The following is a 25,829-nucleotide window of genomic DNA, read 5'->3' on the forward strand; positions in this document are numbered from 1 at the left end:
CCTGGAGATAAGCACGATGGAGCCGAGCACCCTCGCCACCGTGCTTATCCTTACCTCAGCCGCGCTGCATGCGGTCTGGAATGCCATGGTCAAACGCTCGCCCGATAAAATGGCGGCCATGGTTTTCATTTCCGGCTGGGGCGGGCTTTTGTACCTACCCCTCATCCCGCTCGCACCACTCCCGGATGCCAGCATGATGGCCTTTATCGCAGCGTCCACCGCCATTCACCTAATCTATCAGCTATCTCTAACGCGCGCACTGGATGTAGGAGAACTGACCTTTGTCTACCCTATCGCCCGCGGGTTGGGGCCGCTCCTTGTCGCCGTCTTTAGTCTCTTTTTCCTGCCCGGCGATTTTGACCCCCTTGAGTTCGTGGCCGTTCTCGTCCTTGTCTCGGGCATCTTCCTGACCACCAGGAACAAAACCGGCAACCGAGCGGGCCTTGGCGCTGCCATCCTCACGGGGTGCATGATTGCATCCTACACCTTGATCGATGGCACGGCGGTGAAGGCAGCCGAAAACCCGCTCACCTATGTCATATGGTCGGGCATTGCCTTTGCGCCCATCCTGATGACCTACACCTCACTCAGGCACGGGCGGCGCTATCTTTGGCAGTGTCTCGGTGCGTGGCGCCATGGCTTGCCCGCGTCACTGATGGCCAATACCGGATATGCCATCGCGCTCTATGCGCTCAGCGTAGGCACCATTGGCGAGATCGCTGCGCTCCGGGAAACCAGCATTCTCTTCGCCACTCTCATTGGCGCACTGTGGCTCAAGGAAAAAGTAACGTCGCTGAAAGTGCTTGCTGTCAGCCTGATAGCCCTTGGGGCAGTTGGTTTGAAACTTATCTAACCTCCTCTTGACAAACCAATACACAGTCATTATTTCGGTATTTAGCGAAATAACAAAATAGGGTCCAGAAATGGCAGACGTATTCCATGCGCTCTCATCGCCCGTAAGGCGGCAGATCCTCAAATTGCTAAAAACCCGAGACATGACAGCGGGAGAGATTGGAGACCGGATTCCGGTCTCCAAATCTACCCTTTCGGGCCACTTCAATGTGCTGAAAGCCGCCGACCTTGTAGTCACCTCGCGGGACGGCACCACCATTACCTATAGCCTGAACACAAGCGTGGTTGAGGATGTGTTGACCCTTATGGTTGGCCTTCTCGGCACACAAGAAGAGGAGACCCGCGATGCAGATCAAGCTTAAAGCCGCCAGCATTATGACCGCAGCGACAATGGGCGCGGCGGTGCTTGCCTGTCTTGCGCTCGACCCGGCGACGGAAGTACCCGTGCACTGGAACATTCATGGCGAGGTAGACGGCACTGCGACACCCCTTGGAGCCCTATTGCCGCTGGCAGGTCTACAATTGCTCATGTTGGCCGTTTTCGCCTGCCTCCGGTTTATCGAACCGCGTAAGGCTAATCTTGAAAAATCGGGCAAGGCGATCAGTGCGACCGCCACCGCGATTATCGGTTTCATGGGCCTGCTTGAAGCCGCGCTTATTGCGCAGGCTTTCGGATACGATGTCATGAGCAGCAATGCCATTCTGATCGCAACCGGGCTGTTGCTGGCCGTTGTAGGCAACTATCTGCCCAAGTTGCGCTCCGGCTTCTTCATGGGCATCCGCACACCTTGGACGCTGTCCAGCGAACAGGTATGGCACAAGACCCACCGCTTGGGGAGCCGCCTCTTCGTGCTGGGCGGTCTCGCAATTGCAATACTATCACTGGTTTTGACTTCCGTCATGGCACTGACACTGATGATGGGCATTATCACCATCATGGTCTTGGTGCCGGTAACATACTCTTGGTGGTTATGGCGCGCCGAGAAGATCAATAAATCGATATAGTCGATTTATTGATTAGAACTAATCAATTGGCGTCACCGAGAGCGGAACCTTATATTGGTTTCAACACGTCAAAGGAGGACATAATCATGGCTACGAAATTTACAGCTGATGCCCAGAATAAAATTGCTGAAGCGCTGAAGCCAGTGCTGGCTGAAAGCGTGCAACTCTATGTACTGACCCAGAATGTGCACTGGAACGTGACAGGCCCTATGTTCCAGGCGGTTCACTCCCTGACCGAAGCGCAATATCTGGAGCTTGCTCCAGCAATTGACGAAATCGCAGAGCGTATCCGCACACTGCGCCACAAAGCACCAGCGAGCCTGAAAGCCTTCGCGAGCCTTGGCAGCATTGCAGACGGTGATGAGAATGCATCTGCCGAAGACATGGTACAGTCGCTTGTTGATGCTCATGCGAAAATTGCGGAGCGCATTCGCCCGATCATCGCAACAGCCGCAGACGCGAGCGATGATGTGACCGCAGGCCTCCTCACCGACCGCCTGACGGTGCACGAGAAAGCTCAGTGGATGCTGCGTGCCATGCTCGGCTAAACAAAGCCTCTACAGGCGGTCCTTGAGCCAATAGTAGAATATAGCGCTTGAGACCGCCTGCGTACCCAGCCACCGCCCGATTGGCAGCCGCCGTTTGGGCACCCCGGCGAAAAGCTCAAACCGGCCCATGTGACCGGTGATTGCCTCACCCAAAATCTCACCCATCAGGTTGCCCATGTTCACGCCGTGGCCGGTATAGCCAAAGCTGTACCAGACATTGTCGCCAACGCGCCCAACAAGCGGCACTTCACCAAGCGACACTCCAAGCTTGCCGCCCCATTCGTGTGTGACCTTCACATCCTCAAGCTCCGGCCATATGGCAAGCAGACGAGGCATCAGCTTGTCGCGAATTGACTTCGGTTTACGACCAGAGAAGTTTACCCGCCCCCCGAAAAGCACGCGGCCATCGGCTGACATGCGGAAGTAGTCACATACCTTCTTCGTATCGCAGATCGCATAGCGGTTAGGGTTCAGCCTGTTCAACTGATCGTCAGGTAACGGCTCCGTCGCGATCAGGAAACTGCCCGCAGGGAAAGCAAGTCCGCCCAGCTTCATCGGATACAGGGCATGATGCGCATTGGCGGCAAGCACCACATGATTCGCCTTTACCCGCCCCTTGTCGGTATGCACGGTCGCGACCGTACCCTCTTCAATTCTGGTAACAGGGCTATACTCAAAGACACGCACACCTTTCCTGAGACATGCTTCATATAGGCCGAGACACAGCTTGAGTGGGTGCAAATGGCCATCGGACAGGCTAAGTAGCCCGCCTTGATATTTGTCACTGCCCATGGTGTCAGCAAGCTCTCGTGCGCCCATCATGTGGAAGCCCCGGTCCGGGAAGGTTGTCTCCATCTCATTATAGCTGTGATAGAGCATGGCAAGCTGCCGCGGCGTTGGCGCCACCTCCAGCCAGCCGGGCGTCAAGTCGCAGTCGATATCATATTCGTCAATACGGCGGCGAATGAGGTCATGCCCGGCCCAAGTCAGATCCTGCACATCCTTTGCACGCGATGCGCCCCAATGTTTGGCGACACGGTCCTGCCCCACAAAACCACGGATAAGCTGACCACCGTTCCTGCCTGATGCGCCCCAGCCAACACGCGCCGCTTCAAGTAGCACCACCTGCCGCCCCGCCTCCGCGAGCGTAAGCGCCGCCGAAAGCCCAGTGAAGCCGCCACCGATCACACAAATGTCAGCATCTTCAATGGCTTCAAGGGAAGGTGCTACCTCCCCCAATGATGCTGACGCGGCATACCAACTGTCCGGATAGTTTTTTACCATGGTGGCTCCTCTCCCTCGCGTCACTTTATCGCGCCCCTTGGCAGGCTGGAAGCCCTTCCTTCTGGCTTGCCCCCCAAATCCTTCCATGCTATGACCCAATCAAGATTGAGAACCATTCTCAAGTAATTCCATAAGTGACAGCGTAAAACGAGCGAGCCGAGCATGAATGTGACAACCCCAATGGAAAAAACGCTATTGGAAAGCCTTGGGGCCATGCGTCCCGGTACACGGGGTCGGATTGTACATTTTGAGGCGGACACGGCGGACGGCTCCCAGGCTGATCTCGCGGACCGCCTGCGTGAAATAGGCTTCGCGGAAAACCTTGAAGTTGAGGTGCTGCACCAAAGCCCTTTCGGGCGTGACCCCATTGCGGTCCGTGTTGGCAAGATGACCATTGCCCTACGCCGCAAGGAAGCCAACATCGTCAAGGTTCAACTGGTATGAGCAACTCAACGCTGGTCGCTGTCGTCGGCAACCCGAACTGCGGTAAGTCGGCCCTTTTCAACGCGCTTACAGGCCTTCGTCAGAAAGTCGCCAACTATCCGGGCGCCACTGTTGAACGCCGGGCGGGACCAATGCTTGGCAACGACGAGATCGAGTTGATCGACCTGCCCGGCACCTATAGCCTCACACCGCGTAGCCCTGACGAAGCCGTGACCCGCGACGTCATCCGTGGTGAATACCACGCGGAAGGCAAGCCGCAGGCGCTTCTCTGCGTGGTGGACGCCACCAACCTTGAACAACACCTGCGTTTTATCATCGAGCTGCGTTCATCGGGCGTGCCCATGGTGCTTGCCCTCAACATGACAGACCTTGCCGCACGTGAGGAAATCCGCATTGACGCTGCCAAGCTCGCGCAAAAACTTGGCGTACCGGTTATTGAAACCGTCGCTGTGCGCAAAAAGGGCCTGACGGATCTCAAAGCTGCCCTTGATGACGTGCTTGCAAACCCGGAACAATCGCGCATCGACTTTGGCACAAGCGTGAAGGACCATCAGCGCGCTGCCCGCAAGATCGCTGCGGACGTTACATTGAGCGAGGGCATTGGACACAAAACCACGCGCGTGCTGGACGGCATCCTTCTGAACCGCATTGCCGGCCCCATCATTCTATTTGGTATCCTCTTTTTCATGTTCCAGGCGGTATTCTCTTGGGCTGAAGCGCCGATGGGCTGGATTGAGGATGGCATTGCCTACCTGCAGACGGGCCTTGAGGGCCAACTTTCGGAAGGCTGGCTGCTGAGCTTCTTCAATGACGGCATTATCGCTGGCGTTGGCGCCGTCGTCGTGTTCCTGCCGCAGATCCTGATCCTGTTCGCCTTCATTCTTGTGCTCGAAAGCTCGGGCTATATGGCACGCGCAGCCTTCCTCATGGACCGCCTGATGGCGTCTGTCGGCCTCAATGGCCGCGCGTTCATCCCGCTTCTCTCGTCCTTCGCCTGCGCAATCCCCGGCATCATGGCGGCGCGCACCATCTCAGACCCGAAGGACCGGCTAACCACCATCCTGATTGCGCCCCTCATGACCTGCTCGGCGCGCCTGCCTGTTTATGCGGTTATCATCGCGGCGTTCATCCCTAACATGCCTGTCTGGGGCGGTATCGGGCTGCAAGGCCTTGTGATGTTCATCCTTTATCTCGCGGGTATCGTATTTGCGCTCATTGTGGCCGCCGTCATGAAACGCACGATCACCAAGGGCGAAACGCAGGTCTTCATGCTGGAGCTGCCGAAATACCAGCCGCCGCACTGGCGCTATGTGCTTGTGGGCCTTTATGAACGCGCGCGTATTTTCCTGCGCCGCGCTGGCACCATGATCATGTCCGCCACGGTTATCCTGTGGATACTGTCAACTTATCCGAACCCGCCCGTCGGCGCGACGGAGCCGGATATCACCTACAGCTTTGTCGGCATCATTGGTGGCTGGCTTGAGGTGATCTTTGCGCCCATCGGCTTCAACTGGGAAATCTCGGCAGCGCTTGTGCCCGGCATGGCCGCGCGTGAAGTGGCAGTCGCCTCCCTTGGCACCATCTATTCTCTTTCCGGCAACGAAGACATGATCGCGGAAGGGCTTGTGCACACGCTCAATAACGCGTGGAGCCTGCCGACAGCCTTCTCCTTCCTTGCGTGGTTTGTGTTCGCGCCGCAGTGCCTTTCTACCATTGCGGTCGCCAAACGTGAAACCGGCGGCTGGAAATGGGCGTCCTTCATGGTTGGCTACCTGTTCGTGCTAGCGTACCTTGCATCGTTTGTGACCTATCACCTCTCAAGCGCGATCCTCAGCTAAGCTTAAGTCCCGCACGGTTCCATACGGGCCTTGCGGGCGCTCCCATAATGCGCTAGCCAAAATAGATCAAAAAATAGCTGGGTGGCACCATCCGGCATAAAGTCAGATCTAGGGAGCATAACCAGTGAAAGCTTTATTAGCAGCCGTATCGTTGCTTGCCCTCACCGCCTGTTCGGCTGAGGAAACTCGCGACGTGGCAGGTGACGCCAAGCGCATCGCCAGCGAGACCATCATTGTCGACACTCATATTGATGTGCCTTACCGCCTTGGCCATGCATGGGAAGATGTATCCGGCCCCACCGCGAAAGGCGAGTTTGACTACCCGCGCGCTGTTGCAGGCGGCCTGAACGTTGCCTTTATGTCCATCTACACACCGTCACGCTACGACGGAACGGAAAAGGCAAAGACCCACGCTGAGGAAATGATCGCGATCGTCGAGAAGATCGAAGCGGACGCACCGACCAAGTTCCGCATCGCGCGCACGGTCGCTGACGCCGAAAAAGCTTTCAAGGACGGTGTTGTTGCCCTGCCGCTCGGTATGGAAAATGGCTCACCCATCATGGGCGACCTTACCAACCTTGACTATTTCTTCGAGCGCGGCATTCGCTACATTACGCTTGCGCACGCCAAGTCGAACGATATCGCAGATTCGTCCTACGACCCGAACCACCAGTGGAACGGCCTCTCGGACTTCGGCAAGCAGGTTGTGACCCGCATGAACGAGCTCGGCATCATCGTGGATGTGAGCCATATCTCGGACGATACTTTCTGGCAGGTGATGGAATTGACGGCGGTACCGCCGGTTGCGACCCACTCCTCCGCACGGCATTTCACGCCGGGCTTTGAGCGCAATATGTCCGACGAGATGATCCAGGCGCTGGCCAAAAAAGGCGGCGTGATCATGATCAACTACGGTTCTTCCTTCCTGACCGAAGCCGCGAACAAATATGGCCCGACCATGGATGAAGCCTACGCCAAACACATCGCGGACAATGGCCTTGAAGACACGTCTGAACTGAAGGACCAGTTCGAGAAAGACTACCGCGTCACGAACCCCTACCCCTACGCCACACTTGATGACGTGCTTGACCATATCGACCATGTGGTGAAGATCGCAGGCATCGACTATGTGGGCATCGGTTCCGACTTTGACGGCGTAGGCGATAGCCTGCCTGAAGGCCTCAAGGATGTGTCGAGCTACACGACACTGGTCGAAGGTCTCCTGAACCGTGGCTACAAGGAAGAGGACGTTAAAAAGATTCTCTCCGGCAACTTCATGCGTGTATGGCGCACGACCGAAGAATACGCCGCAGCGCACTAAAAGAACGCAGGAAAGGCCGCCTATATTCTGGGCGGCCTTCCGCTTTCTGACGCTCATGCGTCTAACAACCTGACTGTCTTGTTGCTGGACCGGGACAAAAATCTTGATAAAGTTCAGCGTCAAATTTCATGAGGGGGAAAACCATGAAAAAAACACTAACGACAGCGATCGTTGCCAGCCTTATGGCTGGTGTCAGCACCACGGCCTTTGCCGAAGCTAGTAGCGAATGGTACGGCGAAGCCGCCATCTCGCCCGATGCCAAAAGCATCGTTTTCACCTACAAAGGTGATCTCTATAAAGTTTCAGCCCAGGGCGGTACCGCAGTGCCGCTTACGGTCAACGCGGCATGGGAAGGCCACCCGGTCTGGTCCCACGACGGCAAACAAATCGCCTTCGCGAGCGACCGCAACGGCAACCTTGATGTTTATGTGATGTCCGCAAACGGCGGTGAAGCCAAACGCCTGACCTACATGAGCAGCAACGACGTACCTGCCGACTTCACGGCGGACGACAAGGCAGTGACTTTCTCCTCCACACGCATGGACAGCGCGGAAAGCAGCCTGTTCCCGCGTGGTTCCCTGTCCGAGCTTTATAATGTGCGCGTCACCGGCGGCACGCCTGAGATGGTCCTGACCACCCCGGCAGAGCAGGCCAAGTGGAATGACAAGGGCGATAAGCTTGTCTACCGCGAGGAAAAAGCGCTCGAGAGCGACCTGCGCAAGCATGACACCTCCGCTTTCGCCCATGACGTCTGGATGTATGACAAAAAGTCCGGCAAGCACACACAGCTCACCACCTGGGAAGGCGGCGACCAGAACCCCGTTTGGGGCCGCGAAGGTACCGTGTTCTACCTCTCGGACAAAGGTGACAGCACGTTCAACGTTTGGCAGCTTGACCCCAAAGACGGCCGCAATGAACAACTGACCAGCTTCAAGAAGCACCCGGTTCGCAGCCTGACGCGTGCGGAAAATGGCACCCTGGCTTTTATCAACCATGGCTCCATCTACCTTGGCAAAGGCAAAGACCGCGTGAGCAAGGTTGATATCAAGATCGCAGCTGATGGCCATGGCCGCACCGATGAGGTGATCAATGTCAGCAGCGATGTGAGCGAGTTTGCAGTATCGCCGAGCGGTAAGGAAATCGCGTTCGTGGCACGCGGTGAGGTTTTTGTAACCTCGACCGAGTTTAAAACCACCAAACGCATCACGGACACGCCCGCGCAGGAACGCAGTGTCGACTTCGCGCCTGACGGCAAGAAAATTGTATTTGCAGCAGAGCGGGACGGCAAATGGCGCCTTGTGGAAGCCAGCCTTGAGAATGAAGACGAAAAGTATTTCTTCGCTGGTACCACCATCAATGAGAAGGTCATCTACGACGGTGACCGTGAGGCATTCCAGCCGAAATATTCGCCTGATGGCAAGAAGGTCGCTTTCCTTGCCAACCGTGACACGCTCAAGGTTCTCACGCTTGAGAGCGGCGAAGTCACCGAAGTGCTGGGCGATGCCTACAACTATTCCTACGCAGATGGCGACATCCATTTCGATTGGTCACCTGATAGCAAATGGCTGACGGTCGATTTCATCGCCCGCAAGCGCGTCTTCATCACCAATATCGCTATCGTGCCGGCGGACGGTTCGGCGCCGCCGCGTGATATCAGCCTGTCCGGCTATCAGGACGGTGTGCCGAAATGGCATTCCAAAGGTGCCGTGCTTTGGGCCAGCAGCCGCTTTGGCATGCGCGACCATGGCAGCTGGGGCACCCAGTTTGACGCCATGGCGGCCTTCCTCAACCAAGACGCTTTCGATCGCTTCTCCATGTCCAAGGAAGAATATGAGCTTATGAAAGAGCTCGAAGAGGACAAGAAGAAGGAAGAGGAAAAGGCCAAGAAGGACGAGGCAAAAAAGGACGACGCTGATAAGGGCGAGAAGAAGGACGACAAAAAAGAAGAAGACAAGGTCGCCCCGATCAAGATCGAATGGGACGGCCTTGAGGATCGCACTGTCCGCCTGACCGCGCATTCAAGCGATATCGCTGACATGGTACTCACCAAGGATGCGGACAAGCTTTATTACCTGTCACGCTTTGAAGGTGGATATGACCTGTGGATGCAGGACTTCCGCGAAGGCAGCACCAAACTGCTTCTGAAGCTGGATGCCCGGAACGCAGGCATGGAGCTGTCGGAAGATGAAAAGAGCGCCTTTGTGCTCGCTGATGGCCGCATCTCCAAGCTGTCCCTGAACGGTGATAGCGCGACCCGCAAACCGGTGAGCCTGAATGCGTCCATGGTACTGGACGGCGATGCCGAGCGCGCCTACTTCTTCGAACATATCTGGCGTCAGGTTAAAGAGAAATTCTATAACCCGAACATGCACGGCACCGACTGGGACGGCCTCAAGGCCGAATACGCGGAGAAGCTGCCAAGCATCGGCAATAACCGTGACTTTGCCCGCATGATGGAAGAAATGCTCGGTGAGCTGAATGCATCGCACACTGGTGCTTACTACCGCGGCCATGTGGACGGTGCGGATGAGACTGCTGCACTCGGTCTTATCTTCGACCTAAAGGACACCTCTGGTGCCCTCACCATCACCGAGGTGCTGGACCGCAGCCCGCTTGAAAAAGCAGACAGCAAGGTCAAGGCTGGCATGAAGCTGGTGGCCGTTGACGGCACCACGCTTGGCGAGAACGTGAACCTCGCCTCGCTTCTCAACCACAAGGCTGGTGAGCGTGTACGCATCACCGTAATGGACACTGACGGCAAAACCTTTGACGAGGTGATTAAGCCGATCAGCCGCCGCGAAGAAGCTGAGCTTCTTTATGACCGCTGGGTCAAGTCGCGCCGAGCCTATGTTGAGGAAATCTCGGGTGGCAAAGTTGGCTATGTGCACGTACGCGGCATGAACGATGCCAGCTACCGCGTTGTGTATTCCGACCTCCTTGGCCGCAACTTCGACAAGGACGCCGTAATCGTCGACACCCGCTGGAACGGCGGCGGCTGGCTGCATAACGATCTCGCGAAGCTGCTGTCTGGCAAGCAGTACCTGCAGATGAAAGTTCGTGGTGACCGTGTCTATGCCGGTGACCCGCTTGACCAGTGGAGCAAGCCCTCGGTGGTCGTGATGGGTGAAGGCAACTATTCAGACGCCCACGCGTTCCCCTACACTTACAAGACTCTCGGTATTGGTGAGCTCGTCGGCATGCCTGTTCCAGGCACCATGACGGCCGTGTGGTGGGAAACCCTGCATTCTGGCGATGTCACCTTCGGTATCCCACAGGTTGGCCAGATTGACGCTAACGGAAACTACCTCGAGAACCAGCAGCTTGAGCCGGACTACAAGGTTAAGAACCTGCCGGAAGACAGCGCCGAAGGCCGTGACCCGCAGCTTGAAAAAGCGGTCGAAGTTATGCTGAAGGCAGCAAAGGCTGAATAGGCCACCAAGGCCGTGAAATCATGGAAGCGCCGGCGGGTATCCGTCGGCGCTTTTTCGTTATCACCCTTGCCGCTACGGAAAACTGCCCTAACGTCATTCATGCGCGTGGGGAAGCGCGCGTCAAGGAGGCACGCCAGAACGCCTCCTTCTGTTTGAGGGGATACCAATGAAGGATTCCACCGGGCTGTCGCCAGCCGTCGGTTTAAGCAAGAACGCCAAGATGTATGCCTTGGCAGTGCTGACCATTGTTTACGCGTTCAATTTCATCGACCGGCAGATCCTGGTGATCCTGCAACCGCTGATCAAGGCAGACCTTGGCCTGAGCGATACCCAGCTTGGCCTTTTGTCCGGTTTTTCGTTCGCCATTTTCTACACCACGCTCGGCCTGCCAATCGCACGTCTCGCCGACCGCTACAACCGGCGTAACATCATCGCCATTGCGCTAACGGTATGGAGCGGCATGACTGCCCTGTCGGGCATGACACAGAACTTTATGCAGCTTCTCGCCGCCCGTATGGGTGTGGGCGTTGGTGAGGCGGGCGGCAGCCCGCCAGCGCATTCGATGATCTCGGACATGTTTGAAGCCAAACGCCGCGCTACCGCCCTCGCTGTCTATTCGGCCGGGCTTTATCTCGGCATCCTGCTCGGCTACACATCAGGCGGCATTGTCGGTCAGGAGTATGGCTGGCGCATGACCTTCCTGATTGTGGGCATTCCGGGTATCCTTTTGGCCCTCCTGCTGCGCTTCACTGTCAAGGAACCACCCCGTGGCCTTCACGACGCCGGGCCCGATGTGGAGGCACCTTCGATAGGCACTACACTCAAGTTTGTCTGGAAGCTCAAGTCGTTTCCCTATATCGCCTTCGGCTGCGCCATGTCCGCGTTCGTCAGCTATGGCACCAGCAACTTCATGCCCAGCTTCATGGTGCGGTATCACGGCATCTCGCTCAGCGACATTGGGCTTATCCTCGGCCTTGTTACCGGCATCGGTGGTATGATCGGTACTTTTCTTGGTGGCTCACTGACAGACAAACTGGGCGCAAAGGACCCGCGCTGGTACCTATGGCTGCCTGGCCTTTCCGCGGTTGCGGCCATCCCGCTTGCGCTTGTGGTCTACCATACCGGCAGTCGTGAGCTTATGCTCGGGGGGTATTTTGTCGTGGTGGTCCTGTCTACCTTCTACCTTGCGCCCGCCATTGCCGTCACACACCGGCTGGTATCACCGCGTATGCGAGCCATGTCCTCCGCCATCCTGTTTTTTGTTCTCAACCTGATTGGTATGGGCCTTGGGCCAGTGCTTGTGGGCGCGATTAGCGACTATGAACTCGCTCGCACGGGCTCGGACGGCCTGCGGACAGCACTGACCATCGGCACCTGCCTCGCCATCTTCAAGGGCTACCTGTTCTGGATGGGCGGCAAGAAGCTGCCGGAAGATATTGAGGCCCAAAAACAGGTATAGAGCACTGGCATTATCGCCGAAAACCTGCCAGCATAAGGCCATGATTTAAAAGGCCTTATGCTGGATGAAAGAACTCCATATCCGACAAAGTCGCTTTGAGATCAGTGTCACATGGGCACTGGTCCTTCTTGCCATGAGCCCCGGCCTTTTTTCAGGAGTGACCAGCAGCTTCAGCTGGTTCCACATGCTTTTTATTGCTGCACTCGCGGCGCTGCTTCTGGAAATCGCCCGACGAGTGCACCGCCTATTAGGTACCTTTCTTTTTGGGCTAATGACGACTTTCTTTCTGGTCGAGATTACCTGCTATCAGGTTACCGGACTTCACCTGAATGCTTTCACACTCAGCCTCCTCTTCGAACGTGATGCACTCGCCAATATTGGCATAAGCCTTGGCTTGCCGGGTATCGTCGTTCTTGCCTTTGGAGCAAGCCTATATCTGGCACTAAAGCGACGCCAGCCACCGCACCGCTTCCGCCTGCGCTGGCTTGGCGCGCTGGCACTGTTGATGTTCGGACTCTCGCAACTCATATATGGATTACTCTACTTTTATGCAGTGCCCGGCACGTTGGAAACACAGCGCAAGCTTGCGCTTTTTCACACCCCACACCCTTACCATATTGGAAAGCTTTTTAGTCCGGTGCTCGGCCCACACGAGAACCATTCGTTCGCCCTAACCACTTCAGACACAGCAACAACACCCGGCAATACTGTCGAACTGACGCTGCAGCGCAAACCGGACATTCTCTTGATCGTCATGGATAGTTTGCGCTCCAAAGATATCATCCGCGACCCAGCGTTGGCGCCCACTTTGATGAACATGGGTTCACGCGGGCAACTCCTCACCGCGCAGTATAGCGTATCGAACTGCACACATTTCAGCATGTTCACCATGATGACTGGTTTGCTGCCAAATCACTATGGGGCAGCACGCCTAAACGCTGAACCATTGGGGCTCACAACAATTCTTGCGCAATCCGGTTACCAAGTTTCAAGCGCAGAAGCGCTCTCCCTGAACTGGTATGATATTGCACAACTATTGCTCACCCCCGCCACCCGGTACATTGCAGAAACCGGCACCATGCGCGAGCGTGATCGTTTCGTTACCGAAAGAACAATTGAATTTCTTCAATCCCAAGGCCAATCCCCTCGTTTTCATGTCGCCTACTATAACGCAGCACACTTCCCTTATGGCGATGATCTACCCATTACGGGTGGCAAAGGAGGCACGCTCGAAGGCTATGAAACAGCAATCAAGGATATGGACGGTGAGTTAGCTCTCCTGATGCCTTACATCGAGGCGCAGGTGAAGTCGGGGAAATTGCTCGCCATTATTACCGCTGATCATGGGGAGAGCGTCGTCGGCGACGGAATCGTCGGGCATTCAAGTGCCTTGACCAATGAACAGATGATTGTCCCTCTTGGCGTCATGGGAGGCAGAAAGAATGAACTGCCGATAAGTCAAACGGGTCTCTATAGCTATATACTCGGCGAACTCGGTGTATCGGTCCCATGGCAAAGCAATCCCATCATTCTCAGCAACTGCGACAAGGAAGTACCTCGTGGCTTTGCCGTCATAGATGGTGATAGCCGGACTGATTTTATCTATGAAGACGGATTTCTGAGCCCGACACCAAGCCCCGATGGTAAAATGCCGCCCAAAGCGGAACAGCTTCGGGCGGCAAAATCACTTCTCAAGGCTTTGACCGAAAGGCCTTAGGCTGCGACCTTCTCAGGACAAAGGCCTAGGCTCTTAAGCACCAGCGCGATCACCGTTTCCTTGGCTTCCGCGAACTGGTGATTATCAAGGCCGTGACCTCCGTTCATCACATCAATCTGCGCTGCAAAATCAGCGTAATGCTGTGTCGTTGCCCAGATCATGTAAAAAAGGTAGCGGGCTTTCACGGGTGCCAGTTTGCCTTCCGCGATCCAGCGCTCAAGTACTTGTTCGCGGCTCTCAAGCCATGGCTTTACCGTGTTGATAAGATAGTCCTGCAGGAACGGTGCGCCGGACGCCATCTCGATAGCCCACAAGCGCGACCCATGCGGGCGGGCGCGTGCAAGATCCATCTTTGATGACACATAGGTCGTGAACGCCTGTGCGGGGTCCTCGGTTTCGTCGAAGGTATCGGCGGCATGAAGCCAGATTGAGCATACTTCCTCAATCACCTTGCGGTACAGGTCTTCCTTGGCACCAAAGTAGTAATATACATTCGGCTTGGGTACGCCCGCACGCTCGGCGATCAGGCCCACACTTGCCCCTTTAAAGCCCTTCTCGGCAAATACCGTTTCTGCTGCCGCCAGTATCTTGGTGACATTTTCACGGCGTATCCCGGCTTTATGGCCGGTGTCGTCTATTATGTCGTTGAACATTTGTCCCCCCACTTATGAGGCACCTTTAAACACAGATGCGCGCAAAGGTCCATTGGCAATGGGTGTGAATGAAAACGCCCGGGGGAATCCCCCGGGCGCAATAACTCGGGATAACAAGCCCTGATTAGAACTTGTATTTAACGCCCATACGGATCGACCAGAGCGACGGACGCGTTACGCGGCCCTGCTCACGCTCGAAGAACTCCGTGTAGACATACTGGTTGTTCGCACGGTCGATGGAAGCTTCCACAACCTGGAAGGCGCGTGGGAAGCTTGCTTCGTACATTACACCCCAGTCGTCGTTGATGAGGTTGGTCAGGTTGTCGATTACGAAGTAAGCCGACATCTTGTGACCTTCGAAGAACGCAGGGATTTCCTGTTCGATCTTCAGGTCGACCTTACCCCACCAGTTGGAGAAGTTGCTGTTACGCGGTGCGATCTGACCTGCATATTGCATCAGGTTGTTTTCTTCGAGGTATTCGAAGAACGCATCGGTATCAAAGTCGTCACCAAACTGTACGAGCGGATCGTCAATGCCCGTCGGGATGTAGAGCAGTGCGGAACCGTCAACGCCGTCACCGAATTCGGTGAAGTTGGAGTTGAACGAACCACCCATGTCAACAAACGTGAAGCTGTACGGACGGCCTTGGTTCAGTACGCCGAACAGGTTTACGCGGGTCGTGTTGTCGTCCCAGAAGTCGTGTTCCCATTTGAACGACGCGGTGAAGCGGTTCGGGATCACATAGTTGGAACGAGCAGCTTCTGGGTCGTTACGCTCGGACGCTGCGAACTGTGAGAAGTTCGAGAACGCTACCGAGCTGGTCATCGGGTTCACATCCGTGGAGTTGGTGTGAGCGTATGCGATGGTCCAGTCGATGCCGTTGTCATAGGACTTGCTCAGCGCTGCCGAGAAGACAATCTGACGGCCGCCATCGCTGTTGGTCAGGATCAGGTCGCTGTTGAACCAACGGTTACAGGAACCGATGTTGCCAACTGGATCTTCCAGACACTCAGGACGGGACTTGTCGATTGCGGCGTACATCGGACGACCGTCTGGAGCAGTACCGATCTCAACGAGCGTGCTGTCTACTACGAGGCCCGGGTTACGGTTCTTGGAGTAGAGAACGTCAAGCTGCAGGCGGTAGTCGTCACCGAGACCAGCCGGAGCGTCGAAGTCGATAGTGGTACCGAGGGCAACTTTAAGCTGGCTCGGGATCTTGAAGTCCGGGTCGATGGCGTTCACGCCAGCGTTTACGGTGCCGCTTGCAACACCGTCATAGAGACGCTGCGGGATGTCATAGATCGGGCCTTCACCGGTTACCGTCGGATCATCAAACAGGGTCGGGGAGTCTACGCCGTCGTCATAGTCGCGAGCGGAAACTTCAACCTGCGTGATACCGTTGTTCGAGTAGTTGTTGGATACCCAAACGTTCGGGTTACCGCCGGAGTAGATACCAGCACCACCGTGTACTTCGATACGGTCAGTTGCGATCCAGGAGAAGCCGAAACGTGGCATCACCAGGCCTTTACCGTCGAGGTTGGTTGCGTTCGAGAAACCGTTACGAGCGATGAAGTTCGGGTTTTCACGCGGAACGTCGCTGCTGGAATACCAGTCGTAACGAACACCACCGGTCAGGGTCAGGTTACCGTCAGCAACGGTCCATTCGTCCTGCAGGTAAACGGTGTTGATGGCGTATTTGAAGGATGCAGCTGCATCGTTCGGGTCGTTCGACGGGGAAGCGTTTTCGTAGATCACGCGCTCCGGACGGCCGGCTTCAAACGCTTCAATCGCGGTCAGTTCGAGGCCACCACGGTTGATATCCTGGAAACGATATTCACCCTGAGCTTCCTGAATGAACAGGTTGAAGATGTCGAAGTCAACACGCTCAACACCGAAGGTGAAGAAGTGGTCGTCCATCTGGTAGTTAGCAGCAAGCTTGAGGTTCAGCGTCGAGTAGTTCAGCTCGTTTGCGTGACGGCTATCGTCCGCGCCGAGGTAAACTACCGCACGCTCACGAACACCGTCGTTATCGGCATCGTTGAACGTGGTGATCTGAACTTCACCAAACTCGGTACCGCCGAGCGGTGCTACGCGCGGGTCTACGTCAGCGTAAGCAACGCGGAGCTCGGTCGAGAAACGGTCAGACCAGTCAGAGAACAGCGAGCCAGCGTAAGACTGAAGCTTCGTACCACGCTCATAGTAGTGGTTCGAATCTTCAAGCTCGTCATCATCGCCGTCAGACTGCGCGATGGTGTAGCCGTCGTTGTAGTTGTAGGTAAGTGCAAGACGGTGGTTGTCGGTGATGTTCCAGTCGATCTTGGCGAGGATTTTCTCGTCAGTCACCGGAAGCGATGCCGGGAGACCACCCACTTCGTAGCCGTAAACGTCGCGAGCGATGCGAACGATCTCGTTCCACTGCTCTTCGGAAACGCCGCCAACTTCACGTGCTGCGCCGGAACCAGCCGGGCCACGGTCAAACAGCTGCGAACCTTCGAGTTTCTCGTAGGATGCGAAGAAGAAGAGCTTGTCTTTAATGATCGGGCCGCCGAGGGTCGCGCCGTAACGCTTCTCGGAGAAGTCACCAGTGGTGAACTTGTCACCTTCAAGCTGGTTACCGCGGAGGCTGTCGTTCGTGTAATCGAAGAACGCAGAACCGTGGAATTCGTTGGTACCGGATTTGGTAACAGCGTTGATGTTACAAGCCGTGAATGCGCCGTATTCTACGTCGAACGGAGCCAGCTCAACAGCAACCTGTTGAATGGCGTCGAAGGAGAAAGGCATACGCTCGGTCGGGTAACCGTTACTGTTCAGGCCGAAGTTATCGTTGAGGCCAACACCGTCAACGGTGAGCGAGTTGAAGCGCGGGTTCGCGCCGGCACACTGTACGCCGTCGCTGAACGCCTGGTCGATATAGATACGCGGGTCTTGACGGATAACGTCTTTAATGTCGCGGCTCACCGACGGCGCACCTTCGAGGTCGCTGAGGTCATAGGTGGACGACGGGCCGATTGCCGTTACAACCGGCTGGATCGCACGGGCAGTAACCTGAATTTCTTCGTATTCAGCAGCAGAACGCGCAGCAACAATGCGGACGTTCGCAGGACGACCGAGTTGGAGGAACAGGCCTTCAACATCATCAGTGTGGTATTCTGCACCGTCCGGGAAACGAACGATGTACGGGCCACCTACTTTCAGGCCACGTGCGTAAAATACGCCCGAGTCACCGGTGGTTACCGTGCTAACCGTACCCGACGGTACGTGCAGGATTACTACGTCCACACCCGTAAGCGGTGCACCAGATGCGTCAACAACGGTACCGCGAATGGATGAGGAAGTCTCTTGCGCGACGGCAGGAACCGTTGCAGCTACAGCTGCAAGGGCCACACTGCCGAAAAGCGCGGCTTTAAATTGGCGTTTCATTCCCTAAGCTCCATTGATGCGCCGATACCCCAAGTATACAACCCCATCAGGGTTCGGCACTTTCACGACTAATTTGCGTTTAAAAAAGTCTCACACACAGAACATGCACTTAGATACGAACCAAATCCTGACCGAAAGGTCAAGGCATGGCGCGGACCTGCGCAAACACCGTGTTGCAAGTCTTTTATGCGGCGTTCTTTTCAGTTTTTTGACGAAAGTGTCAAGATTCGGCGGATGCCCCTGCTGTCAGACACAAATTTCCTTTTTTATCGTGACTTAAAGAGCACAATCCGGGCCTGCACCGCAGGAAACAGGGCTTTCGCTTTCAGATGAAACTGTGACCTCAATGCAACAAAAAGGGCGCCAAATTGGCGCCCCATTTATACGTATATGCGAATCGTTTAGTCCCGCACGACTTTTCAGCCCTACTCCGACTTCGCGAAGACCTCGTTCAGATAGCCCGCGAGACGGATGCCGCCCTTCGAGAGCTGCGACTTGATAAGCGGCGTGTATTTATAGACATAGTCATAGCTGAAGATGGCATTGCCGACGTTATAGATATCGCCGCGCAGTGCGATCAGCTCACGCACCCAGTCAGCGGGTTTAGCCTTTTGCCATTCGGTCATGTCGTTAGTGCTGATCTTGGGCTCGAGGAACCGCACCCACTCCGTGAATGACAAGCCCTTGCGGTCAATCAGGTCTTCGTCCCATACCTTGTGCAGGTTGCTCATCTCTTCGAACCAGACCACATCAATGCGGTTGCCACCCCAATCCTCGGCGCGGCCAGCGTGCAGCGGCTGGTGCAGGTCACCAACGATGTGAATGATGAAGCGCAGCGCCAGTTGCCGCTCGGCTAGTGGTAGGTCCTTGTTCGTTACGTCAGCTGTAAACTTGGCAAGTGCCGTCAGTGCATCGCCCGCCGGGTTCTTCTCACTGTCCTCGTAGGTTACTCCGTCCGGCAGGTTGATATAGTGGTAGGTCTGCGAAGTCTTGCGCCAGAATGCGTCCGGGTCGGAGCGCATCTCATCAGGCCAGTTGGCAGCCTCCGCCATAAACTCGTTGCCGAGCAGTTCCTTGACAGCTGCCTCAGCTTCTGGGGTCAGGTGGCGGGATGCCAGCTCTGCAATCACACGGTGACCAGTCGGGCCATAAGCCGACGCTGACACTGAAAGGCCTGCAACCAGCGCCAATCCCACGAATAGCTTACGCAACATAACCCTTAGCTCCCCTATAATGGATTTATCAGAATGCGTTTTCGCCGTCTTCAAGCGGGCGAATGCCCAGATGGCTTGCGACACTTTGGCCGATATCTGCGAAACTTTTGCGAACGCCCCGGCTACCGGCTTTGAGCTTGGGCCCGTATGCAACAAACGGCACATGTTCCCGTGTGTGGTCACTGCCCGGCCACGTCGGGTCACAGCCGTGGTCCGCGGTCAGGATCACCACGTCATCCGCCTGCATACCGTTCAGGAACTCCGGCAACCGCTCATCGAAATACTCAAGCGCTGCTGCATAGCCACCCACGTTACGGCGGTGACCGAAGCTCTGGTCGAAATCAACAAAGTTCACGAAAGTGAGCGATCCGTCCGGCGCCTCCGCCAGTTTCTGGAGTGAAACTTCAAACAGACCATCAAGGCCATTCGCCTTCACCTTTTGGGTCAACCCCTTGTGGGCAAAAATGTCTGCGATCTTGCCGACGGAGATCACCTCGCGGCCTTCGTCTTCAAGTTTTTCGAGAAGCGTGGGCTTATGCGGCGGTGTCGCCAGATCGCGCCGGTTGCCCGTGCGCTCAAACTTGCCAGCCTCGCCCACAAACGGGCGCGCGATCACCCGGCCGATATTATAGTCGTCCACCAATTCACGCGCGACCTCACACACTTCATAAAGCTTCTCAAGCCCGAAGTGTTCCTCATGCGCTGCAATCTGGAACACACTGTCAGCAGACGTGTAAACAATCGGCTTGCCGGTGCGGATATGCTCCTCACCCAGCTCATCAAGGATGACGGTGCCAGAAGCTGCCTTGTTGCCAAGCACTCCCGGTAAGCCACAGCGCTCAACCAGCTTGCTGATCAAGTCATCCGGAAAGCTCGGATACTCTGGCTGGAAATAGCCCCAGTCGAACTCAACCGGCACACCTGCCATTTCCCAGTGACCGGACGGCGTGTCCTTGCCGAATGAACGTTCCGCGCAGGCGGCATATGCCCCCGTAATCTCGCCAGTGAACTCCATGCCCCTCGGCTCACGCCCGGTCGCCAATTCCGCGGCCTTGCCAAGGCCGAGCTTGGTCATATTCGGTAGCTTGATTTTGCCCGCGGCCGGACGCTCTGGCGATGTATTACCGTCGGCGCACCAGTCCGCGATGTGGCCCAGCGTGTCAGCGCCAACGTCGCCAAATTTTTCAGCGTCCGGGGCTGCACCAATGCCAAAACTGTCAAGCACGAGAATGAAAGCGCGGGCCATGTCTATTCTCCAATCGTTTGCGCGACGATGGGTTCGATATTGGGCTCTGCGGCACCCAGTTCAATCGCCGCTCGCACAGACTTGATCGCGGCTTCCGCCGCCGCATCGTCCCTAGCATACACCATGGCAAGCGTATCGTCGGCCGATACGCGGTCACCGATCTGGCAAATCTGAGTAAGGCCAACACTGTGGTCAATCTTCGCCGCGGGGTCTGTACGCCCACCACCAAGCGCGACCACAGCCATACCAATGGCGCGTGTGTTCATGCCGGTAACAAAGCCTGCCTTTGCCGCTTTCACCGGCTTCACCACCGGCGCAAGCTTCAGGTATTCGTCACGCTTCTCATAAAGGTCAGCGGGTCCACCCTGCGCCACAACCATTTTGGCAAATACATCCGCCGCATCGCCCTTCATGAGGGCTAGTGCCGCTTTGTCGCGCGCCACATCATAGGAAGGCTGCGCGCCCGAAAGCGCAAGCATATGCGCCGCGAGATCAAGTGTCACACAGACGAGGCGCTTGTCCGCCTGCTTGGGCTCAAGCAAAAACTCAATGGTCTCAAAAATCTCAACAGCGTTACCCGCTGTGCGGCCCAGCACCTGGTTCATATCGGTCAAGAGCGCGGTTGTCGGTACACCCGCTGCATTCGCCACACGTACGATATTGCGCGCCAGCTCTTCGGCTTTCTCAAAGCTGTCCATAAAGGCGCCGTTGCCGAACTTCACGTCCATCACCAGCGCATTCAGCCCTGCCGAAAGCTTCTTGGAGAGGATCGAAGCGGTGATCAGCGGAATACTCTCCACCGTCGCGGTTACGTCGCGGATACTGTAGAAGCGTTTGTCCGCAGGCGCGAGGTCACCGGTCTGGCCAATGACTGAGCAGCCAACAGTTTTCACGATTTCGGCAAAACGCTCCGTGCTCGGGTACGGGTCATAGCCCGGGATGGCTTCAAGTTTGTCGAGCGTGCCACCGGTGTGCCCAAGGCCCCGGCCTGAGATCATCGGCACAAAGCCACCGCACGCCGCCACGATGGGCGCCAGCATCAGACTGACCTTGTCGCCCACACCGCCGGTGGAATGTTTATCGACGATCGGCGCGTCTGCTTCAAAACCGAATTTGGTCCAGTCCATCACATCGCCGCTATCACGCATCGCAAGCGTGAGCGCGGCTCCCTCGTCCGGCGTCATACCGTTGAAGAACACAGCCATGGCGAAGGCCGCAACCTGCCCGTCTGTCACGCTGCCATCGGTGATGCCCGCAACAAACTTCTCGATATCCGCCGCATCAATGGTGCCACCGTCCCGCTTGGTGCGGATCATTTCCTGCGGCAAAAACACGCCTGCATTACTCATGGTCTTTTCCTTCTGAGGACAGGTTTTCGGGACCAAAGGAATGCGGCAACAGGTCCGCGCTAGTGGTCTCGAAAAGCACAGCGCCTGTGCGGTCAACGATGGTGACCGGTGCGCCCGCTTTCCCTGCAAATTCACGTATCTGTTGACGGCAGCCGCCACAGGGCGTGCACAAATGCTCCCCCGGCCCTGCAATCACAATGTGTCTGATCGCCTTGCCCTGCCCCATCACCATATTGCCAATGGCATTGGCTTCAGCACAGAAACCCAGCGGATAGGCCGCGTTTTCCACGTTGCAACCCGCATAGATATTGCCGTCATCTGCAAGGATGGCCGCACCCACCGGGTGGTTCGAATAGCGCGCATACGCCTTGCCCCGCGCATCCATCGCGGCCTTGATCAGCTCATTAAGTTCCACAGTCATCTAGTGGTCTTTCTCGTAAGGAATGCCGCTCGCCTTTGGGGCATCCATGCGGCCAGCGAAGATGGCAAGGATCAGCACCGTCAGCACATAGGGCAGCATGATGGTGAACTGCACCGGAATTTCGCCAACAAGCGGCAGGTCTTCACCCTGCAGGCGGCCCTGAAGCGCATCGACAAAACCAAAGAGCAGACAGGCAAGCAGTGTGGGCACCGGTTTCCAGCGACCAAAGATCATCGCCGCCAGCGCCAGATAACCTTTGCCCGCCGACATATCACGGATGAAACCCGCGCCCATGCCGGTGGATAGTACCACACCTGAAAGCCCGCACAGCATACCGCCGATTAGCACAGCCTGATAGCGCAGCTTGGTGACCGAAATACCGGCAGTATCCACCGCTTCCGGGTTTTCACCCACCGCACGCAACCGCAGGCCAAAACTAGTGCGGTAGAGCATCCAAGCAACAAGAGGGATCACAGCCACCGTCAAGTAGGTGATGAAGTTGTGGCCGGAGAGAATTTCTGCATAGATCGTGCCCACAATCGGCACACTTTCCGCACTCTGTGCAAACGGCAAGACAATGGCACTAAAGCGCGCGTCATCGCCCAAAAGCGGGGTTTGACCGCCCTGATGGAACCAGAAGTTCGCCAGCGTAGGCGCGAGGCCGGCCACGGCAATATTGATCGCCATGCCGGAGACAATCTGGTTGCCGCGCTGCGCGATGGAGACATAGCCGTGAATGAGCGCGAGGAACATAGACGCGAGCACACCCGCGAGCATACCTGCCCATGGGTTGCCGGTGACAGCCGCGGCAGCAGCAGCCGCGAAAGCCGCCGCCAGCATCTTGCCTTCAAGGCCAATGTCCACAATGCCTGAGCGTTCGGCCACCAGCCCCGCGAGGCCCGCGAGCACGAGCGGCGTCGCCGTGCGGATGGTAGAATCAAGTAGAAGCGCGATATCCGTCAGGAATTCCATCACACAGCCTCCTTGCGACGGAGGCGCATGAACAGGTGCTCGATCGGGTCACGGAACAGATGTTCCATCGCACCCGCGAACAGGATGACAAGACCCTGGATCATGACAATGAGGTCACGCGTGATGTTCGGCATTTCAAACGCGAGTTCCGCCCCGCCTTGATAGAGCGCACCGAAGAGGATGGACGCGAGGATGATACCGACCGGATGGTTGCGGCCCATGAAGGCGACCGCGATACCCACGAATCCGTAGCCAAGCGTGAAGTTGCCGATGAGGCGCAGCTGTTCGCCGAGGATTTCATTCAGCCCCATCATACCCGCGAGCGCGCCAGAGATCATCATGGCGATGATCATCATACGTGCGACCGGGATGCCGGCAAAGCGGGCCGCGCTATGGTTTTTGCCCACCACACGAAGCTCATAGCCGAATCGTGTACGGTTCAACATGAACCAGACCGCAAAGGCGCAGGCGAGCGCGATGAGCGCCGACACGTTGAGCGGGCTTTCTTCAAAGCTGAAGCCGATGGCGGCGAACAGGTCATGCGCGTGGCTAAGGCCCACGCCCTCGGGGAAGTCAGCGCTTTCCGGCATCTGGCCGCCCGGGCGCTGCAACGGGCCGACGAGCAAGTAAGCTAGAAGTGCGGACGCAATAAAGTTGAACATGATCGTGGTTATGACGATATGGCTGCCGCGCTTGGCCTGCAGCCATGCCGGAATGAAGGCCCACGCGCCACCGAATACGGCTGCCCCAACAATGCCGAGCAGGATAGCCAAAAGCGGCGCATCACCACCCACAAGAAAAACTGCAAGCGTGAGGCCAAGGCCACCGATCATCGCCTGCCCTTCGCCGCCGATGTTAAAGAGCCCGGCGTGATAGGCGACAGAGACCGCAAGCCCCGTGAACACAAAATTGGTCGCGTAATAGAAGGTATAGCCAATGGCTTCCTGAAAACCGAAGGCACCATCAATCATCAGCGAAAGCGCCACAAACGGGTCTTCTCCAAGCCCCCAGATCACCAGGCCCGACACAATAAAGGCCGCGAGCAGATTGAGCGCCGGCAACAGGCCCGCTTCTGCCCATAGCGGCAGTTTTTTATTCGCGCCTGCCATCAACCCACTTTCCTTTTTTCGCCCGCCATCATCAGGCCGAGTGTCTGCTCGTCTGCGTCCTCGACCTTCAGCGTGCCGACAACCTCACCCTCGCACATCACAGCGATACGGTCAGAGATGGCCAGCAGTTCATCAAGGTCGGCGGAGACTACAAGGATCGCCTTGCCCTTGTTGCGTAGCTCGGTGATCTGGTCATGGATTTTGGTCACGGCGCCAATGTCGACACCCCGGGTGGGCTGGCCGATGATCATCAGTTGCGGGTCGCGCGCAATTTCGCGCGCGATGACAAGCTTCTGCTGGTTACCGCCAGAGAAAGAGGCAATCGGCAGGTTCGGGTTCCGTGGCCGCACGTCCTGGCTTTCAAAATACGCCGCCGCACGCGCCGCAATATCCTTGAGCTTGAGCAGGCCACGCGCCGAGAAGTCCGCCTCGCGCTGGTAGCCGAGGATGGCATTCTCGCGCGCGGACATACTGTCCACCACGCCGGTCTTGAGCCTGTCTTCCGCAACATGCGCCATGCCCATACGGCGAAGGGTGATGGGGTCTGTCATCATTGCGGCATTCGCAATTACGTTGCCGTCGTAACGGAGGGTGCCCTCAGATACGCTGCGAAGCCCGGTGATCACTTCAAGAAGCTCGGTCTGGCCATTCCCGGCCACGCCGGCGATGCCCAGCACCTCGCCGTCGCGCACTTCAAGGCTCACGCTCTTCAGTGCTGCATGACCGCGGTCGCCATTCGCGGAGACACTATCAAGCGACAGGCGTACCTTGTGCTCGCCGGTTTCCTCGCGCGATTTGGCCCGGGCAACCTTGGCACCCACCATCAGTTCGGCGAGCTCACCCGCCGACGTCTCATTGGTTTTGCGTACCGCCACCACCTTGCCAGCCCGCATCACAGTCACGTCGTCGGTGATCGCCATGATCTCATTCAGTTTGTGAGTGACGAACAACACAGTCTTGCCCTGTGCTTTAAGCTGGCGCACGAGGCCGAACAGTTGCTCGGTCTCCTGCGGGGTCAGCACCGCTGTGGGTTCATCAAGGATCAGGGTTTCTGCACCACGGTACAGCGCTTTCAGGATTTCGGCACGCTGGCGTACACCAACGGACAGACGCTCAACCGGTTCGTCAAACGGCAGGTCAAAGCCGAATTTCTCTTCCAGTTCCCTCAGTTCAGCCCGTGCCTTGGCCTTGGCGGCCTTCAGGTCTGAACTGCCTTCAGCACCTAGGATGATATTCTCGAGGATCGTGAAGGGCTCCACCAGCATGAAGTGCTGGTGCACCATACCGATGCCCTTGCCCATGGCGTCCATCGGATTCTGGAACTGGACCGATACGCCGTCCACAAGCACTTCACCGCCATCAGGGCGGTAGAAGCCGAACAGCATTTTAAGAAGCGTGGATTTACCGGCACCGTTTTCTCCCACGATGCCGTGTACCGTGCCTTTCGGGATGATGAGCGAAAGCTCGTCATTCGCGCGCACATCACCAAAATGCTTGGAGAGGCCCCGGGTCTCTATTGCAAATGGCTGTTCCATGGGCGCGCCT

The 25,829-nt window shown here is 56.7% G+C and carries 20 protein-coding genes; 10 read left to right on the forward strand and 10 right to left on the reverse strand.

The features are described 5' to 3' along the window. Window positions 1-16: 16 nt before the first annotated feature. The 4 genes from B150_RS0115135 to B150_RS0115150 all read left to right on the forward strand — a co-directional run bounded on the left by B150_RS0115135 (window position 17) and on the right by B150_RS0115150 (window position 2,405). Entirely contained in the window at window positions 17-853 is an 837-nt protein-coding gene (locus B150_RS0115135; RefSeq protein ID WP_020400787.1) for an EamA family transporter, read from the forward strand. A 70-nt stretch (window positions 854-923) separates the two neighbouring features. Beyond that, window positions 924-1,214: an autorepressor SdpR family transcription factor gene (locus B150_RS0115140; RefSeq protein WP_025895827.1), complete on the forward strand. Its 291-nt coding sequence runs from the start codon at window positions 924-926 to the stop codon at window positions 1,212-1,214. After that, window positions 1,198-1,857, forward strand: a complete 660-nt coding sequence (locus B150_RS21370; protein WP_020400789.1) for an SdpI family protein — start codon at window positions 1,198-1,200, stop codon at window positions 1,855-1,857. The genes B150_RS0115140 and B150_RS21370 overlap by 17 nt, the downstream gene beginning before the upstream one ends. 86 nt (window positions 1,858-1,943) lie before the next feature. After that, window positions 1,944-2,405: a Dps family protein gene (locus B150_RS0115150; protein WP_020400790.1), complete on the forward strand. Its 462-nt coding sequence runs from the start codon at window positions 1,944-1,946 to the stop codon at window positions 2,403-2,405. 9 nt (window positions 2,406-2,414) lie between these two features. On the opposite strand, the gene B150_RS0115155 is transcribed toward B150_RS0115150, so the two are convergent. Then, the gene (locus B150_RS0115155) at window positions 2,415-3,689 is read right to left on the reverse strand and encodes an NAD(P)/FAD-dependent oxidoreductase (protein ID WP_020400791.1); all 1,275 of its coding nucleotides are present in this window, start codon (window positions 3,687-3,689) and stop codon (window positions 2,415-2,417) included. 162 nt (window positions 3,690-3,851) lie between these two features. On the opposite strand from B150_RS0115155, the gene B150_RS0115160 reads away from it, so the two are divergent. From B150_RS0115160 to B150_RS0115185, 6 genes are all read left to right on the forward strand, one after another. After that, the gene (locus B150_RS0115160) at window positions 3,852-4,133 is read left to right on the forward strand and encodes a FeoA family protein (protein WP_155860092.1); all 282 of its coding nucleotides are present in this window, start codon (window positions 3,852-3,854) and stop codon (window positions 4,131-4,133) included. Beyond that, window positions 4,130-5,971, forward strand: coding sequence for a ferrous iron transporter B (gene feoB / locus B150_RS0115165; protein WP_020400793.1), 1,842 nt, complete (start codon window positions 4,130-4,132; stop codon window positions 5,969-5,971). Before B150_RS0115160 ends, feoB begins: the two co-directional genes overlap by 4 nt. A 124-nt stretch (window positions 5,972-6,095) precedes the next feature. Next, complete coding sequence (locus B150_RS0115170; protein WP_026168421.1) at window positions 6,096-7,292, forward strand: dipeptidase; 1,197 nt, start codon at window positions 6,096-6,098, stop codon at window positions 7,290-7,292. A 143-nt stretch (window positions 7,293-7,435) separates the two neighbouring features. Continuing rightward, on the forward strand, window positions 7,436-10,723 hold the full coding sequence (locus B150_RS0115175; protein WP_020400795.1) for a S41 family peptidase: 3,288 nt from the start codon (window positions 7,436-7,438) through the stop codon (window positions 10,721-10,723). Window positions 10,724-10,889: 166 nt separating this feature from the next. Beyond that, entirely contained in the window at window positions 10,890-12,182 is a 1,293-nt protein-coding gene (locus B150_RS0115180; protein WP_020400796.1) for a spinster family MFS transporter, read from the forward strand. 64 nt (window positions 12,183-12,246) lie between these two features. Next, window positions 12,247-13,899, forward strand: a complete 1,653-nt coding sequence (locus B150_RS0115185; RefSeq protein ID WP_020400797.1) for a sulfatase-like hydrolase/transferase — start codon at window positions 12,247-12,249, stop codon at window positions 13,897-13,899. Here B150_RS0115185 and B150_RS0115190 read toward each other — a convergent pair. The 9 genes from B150_RS0115190 to B150_RS0115230 all read right to left on the reverse strand — a co-directional run bounded on the left by B150_RS0115190 (window position 13,896) and on the right by B150_RS0115230 (window position 25,819). Continuing rightward, window positions 13,896-14,552 (reverse strand): TetR/AcrR family transcriptional regulator, encoded by a 657-nt coding sequence (locus B150_RS0115190; protein ID WP_020400798.1) that lies wholly within the window; start codon window positions 14,550-14,552, stop codon window positions 13,896-13,898. The genes B150_RS0115185 and B150_RS0115190 overlap by 4 nt on opposite strands. 124 nt (window positions 14,553-14,676) lie before the next feature. Then, window positions 14,677-17,973, reverse strand: a complete 3,297-nt coding sequence (locus B150_RS0115195; RefSeq protein ID WP_020400799.1) for a TonB-dependent receptor — start codon at window positions 17,971-17,973, stop codon at window positions 14,677-14,679. Between the two features lie 425 nt (window positions 17,974-18,398). Continuing rightward, a complete protein-coding gene (locus tag B150_RS0115200; RefSeq protein WP_020400800.1) occupies window positions 18,399-19,187 on the reverse strand; it encodes a S1/P1 nuclease in 789 nt (262 codons plus the stop codon). A gap of 28 nt (window positions 19,188-19,215) precedes the next feature. Further along, window positions 19,216-20,433 (reverse strand): phosphopentomutase, encoded by a 1,218-nt coding sequence (locus B150_RS0115205; RefSeq protein ID WP_020400801.1) that lies wholly within the window; start codon window positions 20,431-20,433, stop codon window positions 19,216-19,218. A 2-nt stretch (window positions 20,434-20,435) separates the two neighbouring features. Beyond that, window positions 20,436-21,782, reverse strand: a complete 1,347-nt coding sequence (deoA, locus tag B150_RS0115210) for a thymidine phosphorylase (protein ID WP_020400802.1) — start codon at window positions 21,780-21,782, stop codon at window positions 20,436-20,438. After that, complete coding sequence (gene cdd, locus B150_RS0115215) at window positions 21,775-22,203, reverse strand: cytidine deaminase (RefSeq protein WP_020400803.1); 429 nt, start codon at window positions 22,201-22,203, stop codon at window positions 21,775-21,777. Before cdd ends, deoA begins: the two co-directional genes overlap by 8 nt. Continuing rightward, a complete protein-coding gene (locus B150_RS0115220) occupies window positions 22,204-23,175 on the reverse strand; it encodes an ABC transporter permease (protein ID WP_020400804.1) in 972 nt (323 codons plus the stop codon). Continuing rightward, window positions 23,175-24,284, reverse strand: coding sequence for an ABC transporter permease (locus B150_RS0115225; protein ID WP_020400805.1), 1,110 nt, complete (start codon window positions 24,282-24,284; stop codon window positions 23,175-23,177). The genes B150_RS0115220 and B150_RS0115225 overlap by 1 nt, the downstream gene beginning before the upstream one ends. Then, window positions 24,284-25,819: an ABC transporter ATP-binding protein gene (locus B150_RS0115230; protein ID WP_020400806.1), complete on the reverse strand. Its 1,536-nt coding sequence runs from the start codon at window positions 25,817-25,819 to the stop codon at window positions 24,284-24,286. Before B150_RS0115230 ends, B150_RS0115225 begins: the two co-directional genes overlap by 1 nt. Window positions 25,820-25,829: the final 10 nt, after the last annotated feature.

It is taken from the genome of Kordiimonas gwangyangensis DSM 19435 = JCM 12864 (genome assembly GCF_000375545.1).
GTDB lineage: Bacteria > Pseudomonadota > Alphaproteobacteria > Sphingomonadales > Kordiimonadaceae > Kordiimonas > Kordiimonas gwangyangensis.